Origin of the sequence: Pseudomonas sp. MF6755 (assembly GCF_016405635.1) — a bacterium.
In the GTDB taxonomy this organism is placed as follows: Bacteria; Pseudomonadota; Gammaproteobacteria; order Pseudomonadales; family Pseudomonadaceae; genus Aquipseudomonas; species Aquipseudomonas haemolytica.
In genome coordinates this window covers 1-15,430 of sequence record NZ_JAEKDA010000009.1, presented here as the reverse complement: position 1 = coordinate 15,430, position 15,430 = coordinate 1, and the positions used below count along the sequence as shown (strand labels likewise).

Genomic DNA, 15,430 nt, shown 5'->3' with positions numbered 1-15,430 from the left:
GGCATGGAGAGCGACACATGAGAATCCTCTGGATTGTGCCCTACCTGCCGTGGCCGACCACCAGCGGCGGCAAGACCCGGCAGTACCATTTGCTGCGCACCTTGAGTGAGCGCGGGCATCGCATCACGCTGCTGGCGCAATCGAAGACGCTGGCCGATGACGCGGTGCATGCAGCGCTTGAGCCGTTACTCGAACGCTTGATCGTGGTGCCGCGCCGCCCGCTGAAACACCCGCTGACCCTGCTCGGTGGCGTGTTCGCACCGTGGCCGCTGTTGACCACAGTCAACGGTCTGTCCGCACCGTTGCAGACCCGTTTTACCCAACTGCTGAACGAACACTGGGACGTGATTCAGGTGGAACACAGCTACAGTCTGCAGCCGTTTCTGCGTACTTTGCAGCAGCGCCAGCGTGAATTTGTACTGACCGAACACAACCTGGAATCGAGCCTCGGCGGCGCCACTTACGACCGCTTCCCCAAGTGGGCCGGGCCGTTTGTGCAGTACGACCAATGGCGCTGCCGGCAATGGGAACGCAAGGCGTTCGATGGCGCAGCCCATGTGATCGCGGTGACCGAGGCGGACGCCCAGGCCATGCGGCCGTTGTCCTCGACACCGGTGAGCGTGGTGGTCAATGGGGTCGACAGCCGCGCCTTCGCCGAGGTGAGTGCCGATGCGCAAAGCCAGCGCCTGTTGTTTGTCGGCAACTACGAATACGCACCGAACCTGGACGCCGTGCAGTGGCTGGCCGAGGAGATTTTCCCCAGGGTCTGGCTGCAGTGCCCGCATGCGCGCCTGGCGGTAGCCGGTTACGGCTTGCCCGAACACTGGCGCACCCGTTGGCCGGATGAACGTATCGAGTGGCTGGGATTTGTTCCCGACCTGTGCGCCTTGCAACGCCGCTGCGCCGGATTTGTCGCCGCATTGCGCCATGGCGGCGGCTCCAAGCTCAAGGTGTTGGAGGCGATGGCCGCCGGCTTACCGCTGGTCAGCACCGCGCAGGGCGTCTCCGGGTTGGCAGTACAGCCACAGGCGCATTACCTGGCGGGCGAAAGCACCGAGGCCCTGGCTGACGCCATCGTGCGCCTGCTGGATGAACCGTCGCTGGCCCGGCAACTGGCCGATGCGGCGCGCGACTATGCACGTCAATATCACGACTGGGCGGTGGCCGGTAACGAACTGGAGCACATCTACCGCACCCTGCTTACCCCTAAGGAGCCTCAGCCATGCGCGTAGCCCTGGACTATCGCCCCGCCACGGTTGCGCCGTCGTCGGGCATCGCTCGTCAGCTCCTGGCCCTGGAGCAGGCCCTGCGCGCACGGGGCAACACCGAGGTGCTGCTGTTCAGCGAAGCCCCCCTGGACCACCCGCAACGCCAGACCGCAATTTGCCCAGCCTGGGCCAGCCCGCTGGATGGTCTGCAACGGCCGCAAGTCCGAATGCGGTTCGAGCGCAGGTTTTTGCCCAAAGCCTTGCACGAGCAGCAGGTCGACCTGTACATCGCCACGGCCAATATGGGCTTGCCGCTGTGCCGCAAGCCCGCCGGCACCCGCTATGTCCTGGTGCTGCACGACCTGTTTCAGCTGACTCACCGTAACTTCCATCGCTCCAGGCTCAAGGCCCTGGCCTATCGCTTGATCGACGGCGCCTCGATTGCCTGGTCGGTGTGGCAGGCGGATCGGGTGTGGTGCCCTTCGCAGTTTTCCTGCAACGAAGCCGCCCGCGTGTTCCCCTGGGCCCGGGCGAAGTTCCGGGTGTTGAGCAACCTGGTACCCGAATTGAATGCAGCGCCAGAGCCTCTGCCAGCAAGCCTGCCGGCGCGTTACTGGTTGGTAGTGGGCACGCGGGAGCCGCGCAAGAACATGGCGTTTTTCCTGCGCCAATGGCAGGCCTGCCGCGCGGTGAACCCTGACGTACCAGACATGGTTCTGGTGGGCCACGCCAGCGATGTACCGCCAGCCCTAGGCGAACTGCCGGGCCTGCATTGGTGCAGCGGTTTATCGGACGGCCAACTGCAAGCCCTTTACCGTCATGCCGCCTGTCTATGGCAGCCGTCTTATGCCGAGGGCTTTGGCCTGCCGGTGGTGGAAGCCTTGAGTGTCGGCACGCCGGTAGCGGTGGCACGCGGTTCCGCCCTGGACGAAGTCGCGCCGCCCGGCGCCCCGCGCTTCGACCCACACGATGCCGGGCAATTGCAGAACGTCATGCAGCAACTGGCAACCGCAGGCAACACGGCAGACGCCGAAACGCAGCGCGCCTGGGCCCGACAATTTGCCGAACCCGCCTATCGCTCGCGTCTGGACACTTTGCTCAAGGAATTGGACCGCTGATGCTGCCAGGAAAACTCGTTAGTCTGCTCCTGGGCCTGGTCTTCGGCAGCTTGCTGTTGGCCCTGTCGCCGATAAAGGTTCTGCTGGTGGTGGCCGGCATGGGCGTGGCCTTGACGCTGATCCGCTTTCCCCTGTGGGGCTTGCTGATTTTCGCCGTGTTGGCCACCAGCATTCCCTACACCACCTTGGAACTGGGCATCCGCACCACCATCAGTGAAGCGGTGCTGGGGCTGACCTGGGTCGGGGTGTTCTGGCAGTCGTTTATCGGCAAGACCCGCGGCTTGATCCTGTGGCGTCCGACCGAACGCGCGCTGATGTGGCTGATGCTGTTCAGCACTATTCCGTTTATCTGGGGCATGGTCATCATCCATGCTGAAGGCAACGGGCCGGTGAACTGGGTACGCTGGCTGATGAACCTGTCGTTGCTGTTTATCGTGCCGTTGCTGCTGCGCACCGACGCCGACCGCGACAAGGTGGTGGTCGCCCTGCTGCTGGGCAACCTGGCGATGCTGTTGCTGTCGATTTTCATGTTCCTGAAGACGCGCAACGCGATGTCGATGATCGATATCCTCACCACCCTCAAGTACGCCCACCCGGAAGCTGTGAAGGATATTTTCTCCGCCAACTACACGCGCATGGCCTCGCCCTGGGTGCACCCCAACCTGACCGGTGGCGTGCTGGTGCTGTTTATCCCACTGGCGCTGTTCTATGGCTGGACCCGCAGCGGCTGGCGCCGCGCGCTGGGCCTGGCGGTGGCGGTGCTGGGGTGCGCCGGCCTGTTGCTGAGCATTTCCCGTGGCGCCATCGTCGCCCTGGCGCTGGTCCTGATTTGGCTGACCTACAAGCGCGTACCTAACAGCGGACGCATCATCGGGCTCGGGCTGGCGTTTGCAATTGCGCTGGTGATGTTCTATCCGCCGTTGCAAGACCGCTTGATGACCATCTTTTCAAGCACCAACGCCAGCACCGAAATCCGCTTCGACGAGTACGCCAGGTTCCCCGACGCCATGTCGAGATTCCCCCTGGGGATCGGCTTCAAGATCGACCCGCCCGTGCCCGGCACCAACCTGTTGGGCATCTCCAACCTGTGGCTGAACTTCATCTACAAGGTCGGCGTTCCAGGGATGCTGTTGTTTATCACCGTCACTGTGTTGTGGTGGCGGGAAGTGCGGCCGCTGGGCCAGGTGCGCAAGGTCACCGCCGACAACGCCCTATGGCTGGGGTGTATCTGCGGCGTGATGGCAGCGCTGTTGACGGGGATTTTCGACCACTATTTCAGCTTCACCTTTGTACTGATCGCGCTGTTCTGGCTGTTGATGGGCATGAGCCTGCAACAGGTGCGTCTGCGCCCCACCGTTACCGGTACTGTTCCTGTTACTGCGCCAAAGGATAACCAACCATGAAGCACCGGATAATTCACTCCACCGACTTGCGCGACCGCCTCCCAACGCTGGCCGGTGAAATAGGCGTAAGCCTGCCAGACCTGGAAGAGGCGCTGGACTGGTGCCTGGCCAATGACGTGGTGTTTGAAGAGGGCGAAGGAGATAACAAGCGTTTTTGGATAAGCTCCATCGACCTGGAAGCCGCCATTGAGCACCCGGTGGCCCGCCGCCTGTTCCACCGTCTGAAACAGGACATCCCGTGCAAGCTACTGCCGCGCTACGGCAAAAACTGGGCAACCGTCAAAGACCGATGGCGCAACGCCTGGGACATGGCCTACAACATTCTGATCAACAAGATCCCCAGCCACCATGTACGCATTGCCTGGCTGCGCCTGGGTGGCGCGAAGATCGGCAAGGGCTCAAGTTTGTGGCGTAACACCGAAGTGTTGGGCATGCACAATTTGGTGGTCGGTGACGATACGGTAATCGGCTGGCACTGCCAGGTGGACGCCCGCGCCGGGCTGGTGATTGGCAACCACGTGGCGATTGCCTCTCACGTTCTGATCATCGCTGGCAGTCATGATTTGCAAGCGCCGGAGTTCTGGTCGGTTTCCGGGCCGATCTACATCGACGACTACGTTTGGATCGGCAGCCGTGCGTTGATCGGCTACGGCACGCACCTGGGTCATGGCTCGGTGATCAGCGCCAATACCGTGGTGGCCAAAGCCGTAGCCCCCTACAAAATCATTGGCGGTTCCGGCGCTAAAATCATGGCCGAACGTTGCCATGATCTGAACTATAAGGTGGGTGGCAAGGGCCTGTTCACCCTGTTCCACTGATGTTCGGCAGCACCCTCTGGCTGACCGTGGCGACCCTCGCCGGGCTGGTGGCCGGTTTTGCCCGCGAATGGCTGCTGGTGGCGGCCTGGGGCGCAGGCGGTCGCAGTGATGGGTTTCTGGTGGCGGTGTTTTTGCCAGAGGCGTTGCGCATGACCCTGGCCGCCGGCTTGCTCGCAGCGGCCGCCCTGCCCCTCTATCAACAACGCGACCCACAACGCCAGCAAGCCTGGCTGGCCAGCTTGTCTCCACGCCTGCTGGGCGTGGGCCTGGGCCTGTTTGCCGTGCTGGCTCTGGGCGCGCCGCTGTGGGTGCGCCTGATCGGCCCCGGCCTGGACGCTGCGGCCCATGCCGAAGCCGCCGCCAACTTGCGCTGGCTGGCCGCCTGTGCGCCGGGCCTGGTAATGCATGGTTTGTTCAGTATTCCATTGCAGGCACGCCGACGTTTTGTCCTGCCCGGGCTGGGCTCTTTACTGTTCAACCTGCCGCCCGTGCTGTATCTGTTTATCCGTGGCAGCGCAAGCGACAGCGCCGAACTGGCCATGAGTTTTTTTGCCGGCAGTGTGTTGATGTGCCTGCCGTTGCTGGCGCCGGTCTGGTCCTTCGGCTGGCGGCCGTGGCAGGTCACTGGCGATGCGCTGGCGGGCCGCGAACTGCTGGGCCGCATCGGGCCATTGTTGGCGAGCAATGTCGCCAGCCAGGGTCTGGCGTTGCTCGAGCGATTGATCGCCAGTTACCTGGGGGAAGGCGCCGTCACTTGGGTCAACCTTGCACGCAAACTGATCAACCTGCCATTGATCGCCCTGATGAGTCTCAACCAAGTGCTGCTGGGCATGATGAGCGGCGAACAAGGCCAACAGCGCCTGGCCCTGCTACGCCGGGGCCTCGATGCAGCGACCCTGCTCAGCCTGCCTGCCGCCCTCGGCCTGATTGGCGCCAGCCCTGTGCTGATTCACCTGCTGATGCCCGCCCAAAGCGCCGACGGCCCACTGCCGGCACTGCTTGCCTGGTTCGCGACGCCATTGGTGTTCGGCGCCTGGAACGCCATGCTCGCCCGCTACGCCTATGCCAGCGGCGACACGCGTCTGCCCTTGCGGTGCGAACTGCTGGGCAGTGTGATCAACGCCACACTCTTGGTGCTGCTGCCGTATTTTTTTGGCTTGTCGGGTATCGCACTGGCGGCGTTGGGCGGGGTTGTCGTCACCAACCTGCTGCTGATGCAGCGCCAGCAATTGCTTGGGCAACTTGGCTGGCCGCTGCAATGGGGGCTGAGTGCTGTACTACTGGGCTTTGCAGCGGTCATCTTGCACCCGCTGCACAATGATGGCTGGCAACTGGGCTTGAGCACCTTGACGGGTGCATTGGTATTGGGGGGATTGGCTGGGTGGTTCAAGCCGTGGAAACAGTGAAGTCCGCACACCTATAGAACCACTGCTGCATACGCCGGTGCAGGAGCTGGTAAGCCAGCCCCTGCGCAGACTCAGTCATCCAGCTGTTGAGCCGCAGCCGGCTTGGTTGCCTTACCCGCTTTGGTAGGGTTCTTGGCAGGCGCAGGTTCTGGCGCAGCCGGCGCAGCCGCTTCTTTCTCGGCCATCGGCATTTGGTCGATGGCGCCGAAGAAGTCCTTCAGGTCGAGGTTATCCGGTGGCACGGTCTTCTCGAGTTTCTTCTCGCCGTCCTTGCCAATCAGGATCACCTTGGTGCCGCTGCCGGCGCCGAGCTTGAGTGCACGGATCAGCGCGTTGGTTTCCGGCGGTGTGAGCTTCTTGTTGTCCTTGGCGTCCTTGGCGAACTTCTCCCCCTCGGCGCCAATGCTGCCGAACTTCACGGTGTAGAACACCATGCTGCGCTCTTCGAAGGACTGCTTGGTGGCAGCCTCTTCCAGTTGTTTCTTCAGCGTTGCCAGTGTCGGGTTTCCAGCATCAAGTTCCACGACCACCAGCGGGCGTGTTTTGCCCAACTCCTGCTTGAGCGGATTATCATCAGCGGCCAACAACGGCCCCGTAAAAGCCATCAAGGTAGCCAGGGTCAGCGACCGGATGAGCATGCGCACCTCCTTTGAATTCCATGCAGGGTTCTTGAGTTTCATGTCTGCGACAGTCAAATTCAAGGATGATTCCTACATCACTTGAAGAAGCGTAGGTTAGGACGCCCGCTACGCAAGGGCTTGGGTAGTAGCGAGTGTCATTGTTTCTTCTGATTACGAGGCGGTCCAATCAGGCCAATGCCGGGCAAAAACGGGTGCCACGACAGGGTCGGCATCCACCCGCTCCAGGGTCTGGGCAAACCCCGGCGCCAGCCTGCTCAGCACCTCACGAGCCTCATCCCAACGCGACACCGCCGCGGCCATGATGCCCAGTGCGTTGGGTGCGTTGTTGGCCGTGAACAATTGATCGGCAAACTGCTCGGCAAACACCACCCACGCCTGGTGCAGATAGCGCCGCGTGCCCGTGATCAATTGCGCTTGCAATGCCTCATCTGCGTTGCCCAGCCAGCGCTGCGGATAGTCGATGATGCCAATCGCCGCGTAGCAATTGGCAGCGATGTACAGCAAGCCGCGCAGGATCTGCGCACGATTGCCGGCCAGCAGCTCGGCGTCGGGATACTCCAGGCCCAGGTGAATCAGGATGGCGGCGCTTTCGGTCAGTACCTGACCATCGGGAGTCACCAGGGTAGGGATCTGCTTGAGCGGATTGATGCGTGCAAGGGCATCACTGCCCTCGCCGTCCTGCCATGAACTGGCGTCCACGCGATGCCAGGGCACCGCGCAGCGCTGCAGGGCGATTTCGATCATGCAGGAACCGGACTCGTCAGTGCCATACAGCGTGTACATGGGCATTTCCTCCTATCGCAATAGCTTGATCTGTAAGTGGGCCTTCACCTGGGGCCATTGCGAATCTCGCAATGCCTCGCAAGGGTTTTAGAACAGACCCATCTGCCCGCCCACCAGGGTGCCGAAATCGTCATTCACGAACGGCAGGATCGCGTCCGCCACGGGCTGCAATTGACGGGTGACGTAGTGGTCGTAGTCGATGGGCGCTTGCCGCACTTCCAGCGGTTCCGGGCCGTTGACGCTGATCACATAGCTGATCCACCCGCCGCGCTGATATTGGCGCGGGCGTCCCAGACGGTCGTTGTACTCGTCCGCCAGGCGCGCCGCTCGCACGTGGGGCGGGACGTTGCGTTCGTAGTCGTGCAAGGGCCGGCGCAGGCGTTTGCGGTAGATCAGTAGCTCGTCGAATTCGCCGCTCAAGGTACGCCGCACATAGTCGCGGATGTATTCCTGGTGGGGCTGGCGATGAAAGATGCGCTGGTAGAGTTCCTGCTGGAATTGCCGGGCCAGGGGCGACCAGTCGCTGCGCACGGTTTCCAGGCCCTTGTAGACCATATCTTCACTGCCATCGTCGCGCACGACCAAGCCGGCGTAGCGTTTTTTACTGCCCTCCTCGGCACCCCGGATGGTCGGCATCAGGAAGCGGCTGAAGTGGGTTTCGTATTGCAGTTCCAGAGCGCTTTGCAGGCCGTATTCGTTGCTCAGGTGCGCACGCCACCAGTCGTTGACGTGCTGCACCAGCGCCAGGCCAATGCGATTGGCGTCCTGCGGGGAATGGGCACTGCCGAGCCAGACGAAGGTGGAGTCGGTGTCGCCGTAAATCACTTCGTAACCCTGGGCCTCAACCAGCTCGCGAGTCTGGCGCATGATCTGGTGCCCACGCAGGGTGATCGAGGACGCCAGCCGGGTGTCGAAGAACCGACAGCCGCTGGAACCGAGCACACCATAGAAGGCGTTCATGATGATTTTCAGGGCCTGGGACAACGGCGCATTGTGTTCGCGCTTGGCCTCTTCGCGGCCTTCGGACACTCGGGTAACGATGGACGGTAAACAGTGTCGAGTGCGGGAGAAACGCGCACCGCGAAAGCCTTCCACCGAGTCGTTGTCGTCAGGGTGCTTGAGGCCTTCGATCAAGCCCACGGGGTCAATCAGGAAACTGCGGATGATCGACGGGTAAAGGCTTTTGTAGTCCAGTACCAGCACCGACTCATAAAGGCCCGGGCGTGAGTCCATGACAAACCCGCCAGGGCTGGCTTGGGGCGGTTTGTCGCCCAGGTTCGGCGCGACGAAGCCTTGGCGGTGCATCAGCGGCATGTACAGGTGGGTGAATGCGGCGACCGAACCGCCGTTACGGTCGGCCGGCAAGCCGGTGACGCTGGCTCGCTCCAGCAAGAACTTGAGCAGCTCGGTCTTCTCGAAAATCCGCGTGACCAGTTCGCAGTCTTTGAGGTTGTAGCGTGCCAGGGCGGGCTTGTCCTCGGCGAACATGCGGTTGATTTCGTCCATGCGCTGGTACGGCGTGGAGATGTCCTTGCCTTCGCCGAGCAGGGTTTGCGCGACGTTTTCCAGGCTGAAGGACTCAAAACTCCAGGTGGCCGAGCGCAAGGCTTCGATGCCGTCGATGATCAACCGCCCCGCCGCCGCCGCGAAGTAGTGATTGCGGCTGCCGTGTTCGCGCCAGGCCATGGCTTCACCGCCACGGCCCAGCAACAGCGGCACGTTCAGGCGTTGGGCGTGTTCGTGGAGAACGCGCAAGTCGAACTGCACCACGTTCCAGCCGATGATCGCGTCGGGATCAAAGGTGGCCAGCCATTGGTTGAGACGTTCGAGGAGTTGGGCGCGGGTGTCGCAATAGTCGAGCTTGAAGTCTACGGCGTCGGTTTTGTTCGGCGGGCCGAGCATGTACACCTGGCGCTCGCCACAACCTTCAAGGGCGATGGAATAGAGGTCGCCCTGGGCGGTGGTCTCGATGTCCAGGGACACCAGCTTCAAGGGCGGGCGGTAGTCGGGGGCGGGCTTCATCTGCGCGTCGAGCAACGTGCCACTCGCGTCGGGCGTGCCGCCGAACCATACGGGGGCGGTGATAAAACGCTCCATCATGTAGCGCTCGGGTGGGCGTACGTCGCCTTCGTAGACATCGACCCCGGCGCTGCGCAGGCGCTTTTCGATGTCCATCAACTGGCGATGCTGGCGAGCATAGAGGCCCAGGACCGGGCGGTGGTGGAAGTCGCACAGTTGCAACGGGCGCAACTCGAGATCGCGCTCGCCCTTGAGCAGCCAATCGAGCGGCTTGCGGTACGCCTCGGGGATGAACATCACCGAGGTTTGCGCGGGTAGGCGAATGCAGCGAGGCCCATGGTCGGTGGCCAGCCAGAAACTGACCTCCGTGCCCGCCGGGGTATCGCGCCAATGCCGGGTCAGAACAAAACCCTGCTGTAAATCCACCGTACCGCACCTCAAGAATCGCTTTAAGGGCGTGATTCTACTCGGCATCCGTGCAAACGCGGCACGTTAACGCGCACGCAGACCGCAATCTCAAAATTTTGTTGCACGCCGATAATAATAATTACTATCATTTGCGCCGGAGTCGTATCCGCGCAGTGAGGAAGCGCAACGTTGTTGCCCACTTCCTCACCATTGACGGTTCGCCGTCAGGATCGACCATGCCCATCAGTAACCCTCCCGCTTTGCCGTTTCGCCCCACTCTGCTCGCCCTTTGCTGCTCCCTGAGTTTTGCTGCACATGCAGCACCGCCAGCGGGTGCGGATGACGCACTGGAGCTAGGAGCCACCAGCATCAATGCTGAAGCGCCCGCGCCCACTGCATTGCCACCCGAGTTTGCAGGTGGCCAGGTTGCGCGCGGCGGCCAACTGGGTGTACTGGGTAATCAGGACATCATGGATGTGCCCTTCAGCATGTCCTCCTATACCGAGAAGCTGATTCGCGACCAGCAAGCGGAAACCGTCGGCGACGTGCTGCTCAATGACTCCTCAGTGCGCCAGGCTTCGGGGTATGCGAACCAGGCCCAGACCTTCATGATCCGTGGCCTGCCGTTGAGTGGCGACGACATTTCATACAACGGTTTGTACGGCATCCTGCCGCGCCAGATCATGTCCACTGACGCCTTGGAGCGCGTGGAAGTGTTCAAGGGCCCCAACGCTTTTATCAATGGCGTCACGCCCACGGGCTCGGGGATTGGCGGCGGCGTCAACCTGCAACCCAAGCGTGCCGATGATGTGCCGCTGCGTCGTTTCAGCACCGACATCAGTAGCGATGGCCGGATTGGCGAGCACTTGGATATTGGTCAGCGGTTCGGCGAAGACAACCGATTCGGCGCACGGGTCAACCTGTCTCAGCGCGAAGGCGATACCGGCATTGACGATGAAAACCAGCGCTCGAAGCTGTTTGCCGTCGGCCTCGATTACCGCGGCGATGCTTTGCGGCTGTCGGGTGACTTTGTGTATCAGAAGCAACGTATCAACGGCGGACGCAACTCGGTATTCCTCGGCAAGATCACCCATGTGCCGGATGCACCGTCGGCAGACACCAACTACGCGCCAAGCTGGAGCAGCACCAACCTTGAAGACACCTTGGGGATGCTGCGTGCCGAGTACGACCTGAACGAAAACTGGACCGCCTATGTGGCAGCCGGTGCCAAGCATAGCCGTGAAATGGGGCGCTATTCGTCTGTGACCCTGAGCGACAATCTCGGCAATGCCAGCGCCAGTGGCTCGACTATTGCCCACGAAGAAAACAACACCAGTGCGATGGGTGGCCTCAACGGCAAGTTCCAGACCGGCCCCGTCAGCCATCGGCTCAACTTCGGCCTGGCCGGCATCTGGACCGAGGCGCGCAACGCCTATGTGTTCGCCAGCGCCAAAACCCCGACCAATATCTATAACCCCGTGACCGGCGCGCCACCGGCCCTGAACAGCCCACGCAATACCCCGGGCACTGACTTCAGCGACCCGACCATCACCGGCAAGACCTTCGTACGTAGTGCAGCGGTTTCCGACACCCTGGGCTTCTTCGATGACCGCCTGCTGGTGACTGTGGGCGCACGTCGCCAGCAGATGGTGGTGCAGAGCTACAACTACATGAGCGGTACCCGCACGGCCAACTATGACGAATCGATCACTACACCGGTCTACGGCATTGTGTTCAAGCCGTGGGAGCATGTGTCGCTGTATGCCAACCGCATCGAAGGCCTGGCCCAGGGCCCGACATCGCCACTCAAATCAGGAGAACTGACGGTCATCGGTGGCGGGCAAGCCTATGCGCCTGCTCGCTCCAAGCAGATCGAAGCAGGCGTCAAGGTGGACATGGGTACTTATGGCGCGACCTTGGGTGTCTACCGTATCGAGCAACCCGGCGCGGGGTATGCCGAGGCCATCGATGCCACCACGGCCCGCTACGTGCGTGAGGGGCAGCAGATCAACAAGGGCGTCGAACTGAACGTCTTCGGTGAACCGGTCAGTGGCCTGCGCTTGCTGGGCGGGGTGACGCTGATGAAGACCGAACTCAAGGGCACCCTCAACGGCGCCAACGACGGCAACCGGGCCATCGGCGTACCTTCATTCCAGCTCAACGCCGGGGTGGATTGGGATGTGCCTGGCCTGCAGGGTGTGACCCTCAACGGGCGCATGTTGCGCACCGGCGGCCAGTACGCCGACGCAGCCAACAACCTTAGCTTGCCGGCCTGGAACCGCTTCGACGTGGGCGCGCGCTATACCTTCACGCTGGACCAGCGCGATGTGACAATTGGCGCCACGGTAGAGAACGTCGCCAACGAGAAGTACTGGGAGTCGGCCCAGGGCGGCTTCCTGAGCCAGGGCGATCCGCGGGTGGCGAAGTTGTCGGCGACGATTGATTTCTAAACGCTTAAACATGTGAGGGATGATTTCCCCCTGCATTCCATCACTTTGGTCCGGCTGGGCTCAGGTAGCTTTCAATGTTGCCCATTTGCTCGTCCCAGCCGCGGGAATTCATCTTGAAAGCCTTCTGGCGCCGAGCCTCGGGGACATTGTCGAAGCCCGACTCGACGACCCGCAGCAGGATGCCCGGTGCGCGATCCTCAATGGTGAACTCCACCAGGGTCGGTGTTTCCTTGTCGTAGTCCACACCCTCTTCTACCGCGAAAGGATGCCACCAGAAAGAGAACAGGGTTTGCGGCAGGATGCGCTCGATCCTGGCCTTCCACACCACATGTTCGTAGCCTGGGTAAGTAATCGGCGCTTGGATGGTTTCCCCGGCGACAAAGTTTTTACCCCTGAGCGCAATACCGAACCAATCACCAAATTGCTCGGCCTGCGTAAGTGCCTCCCACACCTGTTTACGTGATGCGTTGAGCAGGACCTTTCGTTCGATGCGATCTAATACGTGCATAAGTCACCTCCTCCATTGAACAGTAGGCGACATCAACCAATGCGCAACCTTCAGTTGTGCGCCATGATGATGACCCCATCCTTGACCTGGCCTTAGGTTATGACTGACCCATTGAGCGGAAGTTGCTTGTGCAAAGGTGTGCGCTACCAAGTGGACAGCCTGGACATGCCCATCAGCCACTGCCACTGCGAAAGCTGTCGCAAGGCACATGCGGCCGCGTTTGTCGCCACGGCCGGGGTGATGCGTGAGCATTTTCGCTGGACGCACGGTGAAGAGCTGCTGTCGTCCTTTGAATCTTCACCGGGCAAATGCCGGCATTTCTGCTCACGCTGCGGCTCACATTTGATCGCCGAACGTGGGTATCAGCCTCATGTGATTGTGCGGGTGGCGACGCTGGACGATGATCCGGGAGTCAGGCCCACCTCGCATATCTGGACGGCCCATGAGGTGCCCTGGCTTGCCTATGACGGCGTCGCGCGCTGGGAAGAGTGGGAAGGTCTGACTTAGACGCGTGGGTCGCCTGGCGCCTTGGCTGGTGTCGCATACTGCGGCTTGAGATGGCCTTCCTGGTCAAGCAGCCAGGCGTCCATGATCTGTCGCACTACCGGGCCAGCCACGCGGCCACCGGCCTCACCGTTTTCGATCATGACTGAAATCACGATTGTCGGATGTTCGGCCGGCGCGAAGCCAACGAACAAGGCGTTATCGCGATGACGCTCCAAAGTCTTGTTGCGGTTATAGCGTTCACCCTGCTTGATCGCCACCACCTGGGCAGTACCACTCTTGCCGGCGATGCGGTATTGGGCACCTTGTGCTGCGGCCCGGGCGATACCCCGTGGGTCGTGCATCACCAATTGCATGCCATGGTTGACCTGTTCCCAGTCGCGCGGATCCTTGAGGACTACGTTGGGCATCGGGTTCTCATCCACGGGAGGCACGCCATTGATGGTCTTGGCGAGGTGTGGGCGGTTCCATACACCCTTGTTGGCGATCAATGCAGTGGCCTGGGCCAGTTGCAGCGGCGTTACCTGCATATAGCCCTGGCCGATACCGAGGATAACGGTTTCACCTGGAAACCACGGCTGGCGCCGGGTCGCACGCTTCCAGGCCTGGGATGGCATCAGCCCGGCGGACTCTTCGAACATGTCCAGGGACACCTTCTGACCGAGGCCGAACTCGGCTAGATAGTCGTGCAGGCGGTCGATGCCGAGTTTATGGGCCAGGTCGTAGAAGTAAGTGTCGTTGGAACGCATGATGGCCGCGTCCATGTCCACCCAGCCATCGCCACTGTGGTTCCAGTTGCGGTATTTGTGATCAAAGTCCGGCAGTTGGTAATAACCGGGGTCGAACACCCGGGTTTGTGGGGTGACAACTCCACTGTCGAGGCCGGCGATGGCCACTTCCGGTTTGATGGTTGAGCCCGGGGCGTAGAGCCCGCGTAGTACGCGGTTGAACAGCGGCCGGTCTATCGAGTCGTGCAGCGCGGCGTATTCCTTGAAGCTGATACCGGTGACGAACAGGTTGGGGTCGAAACTCGGCTTGCTGACCATCGCCAGTACTTCACCGGTTTGTGGGTCCAGGGCAACCACCGAACCACGACGGTCGCCCAAGGCCTCTTCGGCGGCTTCCTGTAACTTGACGTCGAGGCTCAGGACGATGTTTTTGCCAGGAACCGGATCAGTGTGCTTGAGCACCCGTAATACGCGACCCTGGGCGTTGGTCTCGACCTCTTCATAACCGACATGGCCGTGCAGCTCAGACTCGTAAAAGCGCTCGATCCCGGTTTTACCGATGGATTGGGTACCGCGGTATTCCACGGAGTCGAGGGTCTTGGATTCTTTTTCGTTAATACGGCCGACGTAGCCGATGGAGTGGGCAAAGTGGGCGCCCAGCGGATAGTGGCGGACGAATTGTGGCTCGACGTCCACGCCAGGTAGGCGGAACTCGTTGACGGCCAACACAGCGATCTGCTCTTCGGTCAACTCATAGAACAACGTGACGGGGACAAACGGGTGACGGGCCTGTTTAAGCGCCTTATCGAAGACGGCGCGGTCTTCGGCAGGCAAGTGCAGAAGATTCACGATTGCGTCCAGTTCACCCTTCAGGTCGGTGGTGCGCTCACGGGTGATAGTCAGGTTGTAACTCGGGCGGTTGTCGGCCAGGACCACACCATTGCGGTCGTAGATCAAGCCGCGAGTCGGTGTGATAGGCAACACATGGACTCGGTTGTTTTCCGAGATCGTGGAGTGGTAGTCGTACTGCACCACCTGCAGGAAATACATGCGCCCCACCAGGGCGCAGGTGATACCAATCACCAGCAGCGCACAGGCGAGCAAGCGCTTGTTGACCAGGCGGTTTTCTTTTTCGTGATCCTTGATAGGTATTGGTTCAGGCATTTCTACAGCATCTCGTTGAAAAAGGTCGACGCCACTTCCTGCGGATAAAGATCAATCCTTGTGAAAATGTGCTGCACCATACCAAAAATGCAGAAACACTTTGCATTGATTTCCCCAACGGCACGCTATTTAGGCGAGGCTGCCGACTTTTCAAGCGCCCAAAACAAAACCCCAACTGCTTTCGCAATTGGGGTTTCGGAATTTAATCTTGACGATGACCTACTCTCACATGGGGAAACCCCACACTACCATCGGCGATGCATCGTTTCACT

General features: G+C 61.2%; 12 protein-coding genes. 7 read left to right on the top strand and 5 right to left on the bottom strand.

All coding sequences use genetic code 11. The annotated features are described in order from the left end of the window. The first annotated feature begins 17 nt into the window (after positions 1-17). From JFT66_RS13370 to JFT66_RS13350, 5 genes are read left to right on the top strand one after another with little or no spacing between them, the layout of a single operon-like run. Positions 18-1,232, top strand: a complete 1,215-nt coding sequence (locus JFT66_RS13370; protein ID WP_198859398.1) for a glycosyltransferase family 4 protein — start codon at positions 18-20, stop codon at positions 1,230-1,232. Further along, the gene (locus JFT66_RS13365; RefSeq protein WP_198859397.1) at positions 1,223-2,326 is read left to right on the top strand and encodes a glycosyltransferase family 4 protein; all 1,104 of its coding nucleotides are present in this window, start codon (positions 1,223-1,225) and stop codon (positions 2,324-2,326) included. The genes JFT66_RS13370 and JFT66_RS13365 overlap by 10 nt, the downstream gene beginning before the upstream one ends. Next, on the top strand, positions 2,326-3,729 hold the full coding sequence (locus JFT66_RS13360) for an O-antigen ligase family protein (RefSeq protein WP_198859396.1): 1,404 nt from the start codon (positions 2,326-2,328) through the stop codon (positions 3,727-3,729). The genes JFT66_RS13365 and JFT66_RS13360 overlap by 1 nt, the downstream gene beginning before the upstream one ends. After that, complete coding sequence (locus JFT66_RS13355) at positions 3,726-4,547, top strand: acyltransferase (protein ID WP_198859395.1); 822 nt, start codon at positions 3,726-3,728, stop codon at positions 4,545-4,547. The genes JFT66_RS13360 and JFT66_RS13355 overlap by 4 nt, the downstream gene beginning before the upstream one ends. Beyond that, positions 4,547-5,953, top strand: a complete 1,407-nt coding sequence (locus tag JFT66_RS13350; RefSeq protein ID WP_198859394.1) for a lipid II flippase MurJ — start codon at positions 4,547-4,549, stop codon at positions 5,951-5,953. Before JFT66_RS13355 ends, JFT66_RS13350 begins: the two co-directional genes overlap by 1 nt. A 71-nt stretch (positions 5,954-6,024) precedes the next feature. On the opposite strand, the gene JFT66_RS13345 is transcribed toward JFT66_RS13350, so the two are convergent. From JFT66_RS13345 to JFT66_RS13335, 3 genes are all read right to left on the bottom strand, one after another. Continuing rightward, complete coding sequence (locus tag JFT66_RS13345) at positions 6,025-6,591, bottom strand: DUF4174 domain-containing protein (protein WP_198859393.1); 567 nt, start codon at positions 6,589-6,591, stop codon at positions 6,025-6,027. Between the two features lie 153 nt (positions 6,592-6,744). After that, complete coding sequence (locus JFT66_RS13340; RefSeq protein ID WP_034118969.1) at positions 6,745-7,377, bottom strand: glutathione S-transferase family protein; 633 nt, start codon at positions 7,375-7,377, stop codon at positions 6,745-6,747. 87 nt (positions 7,378-7,464) lie between these two features. Continuing rightward, a complete protein-coding gene (locus JFT66_RS13335; RefSeq protein ID WP_034118968.1) occupies positions 7,465-9,822 on the bottom strand; it encodes a DNA polymerase II in 2,358 nt (785 codons plus the stop codon). Positions 9,823-10,040: 218 nt separating this feature from the next. On the opposite strand from JFT66_RS13335, the gene JFT66_RS13330 reads away from it, so the two are divergent. Beyond that, positions 10,041-12,254 (top strand): TonB-dependent receptor, encoded by a 2,214-nt coding sequence (locus JFT66_RS13330; protein ID WP_153838504.1) that lies wholly within the window; start codon positions 10,041-10,043, stop codon positions 12,252-12,254. Between the two features lie 40 nt (positions 12,255-12,294). Here the strand turns inward: JFT66_RS13330 and JFT66_RS13325 are convergent, their stop codons facing one another. Further along, positions 12,295-12,762, bottom strand: a complete 468-nt coding sequence (locus JFT66_RS13325) for an SRPBCC family protein (RefSeq protein WP_034118966.1) — start codon at positions 12,760-12,762, stop codon at positions 12,295-12,297. 99 nt (positions 12,763-12,861) lie between these two features. Between JFT66_RS13325 and JFT66_RS13320 the strand changes: the two genes are divergently transcribed. Next, entirely contained in the window at positions 12,862-13,269 is a 408-nt protein-coding gene (locus JFT66_RS13320) for a GFA family protein (protein ID WP_034118965.1), read from the top strand. On the opposite strand, the gene mrdA is transcribed toward JFT66_RS13320, so the two are convergent. Further along, positions 13,266-15,158 carry a penicillin-binding protein 2 gene (mrdA, locus tag JFT66_RS13315; RefSeq protein ID WP_153838506.1) on the bottom strand — a complete coding sequence of 631 codons (1,893 nt, stop codon included), beginning with the start codon at positions 15,156-15,158 and terminating at the stop codon, positions 13,266-13,268. The two genes, JFT66_RS13320 and mrdA, sit on opposite strands and share 4 nt — an antisense overlap. Positions 15,159-15,430 lie beyond the last annotated feature (272 nt).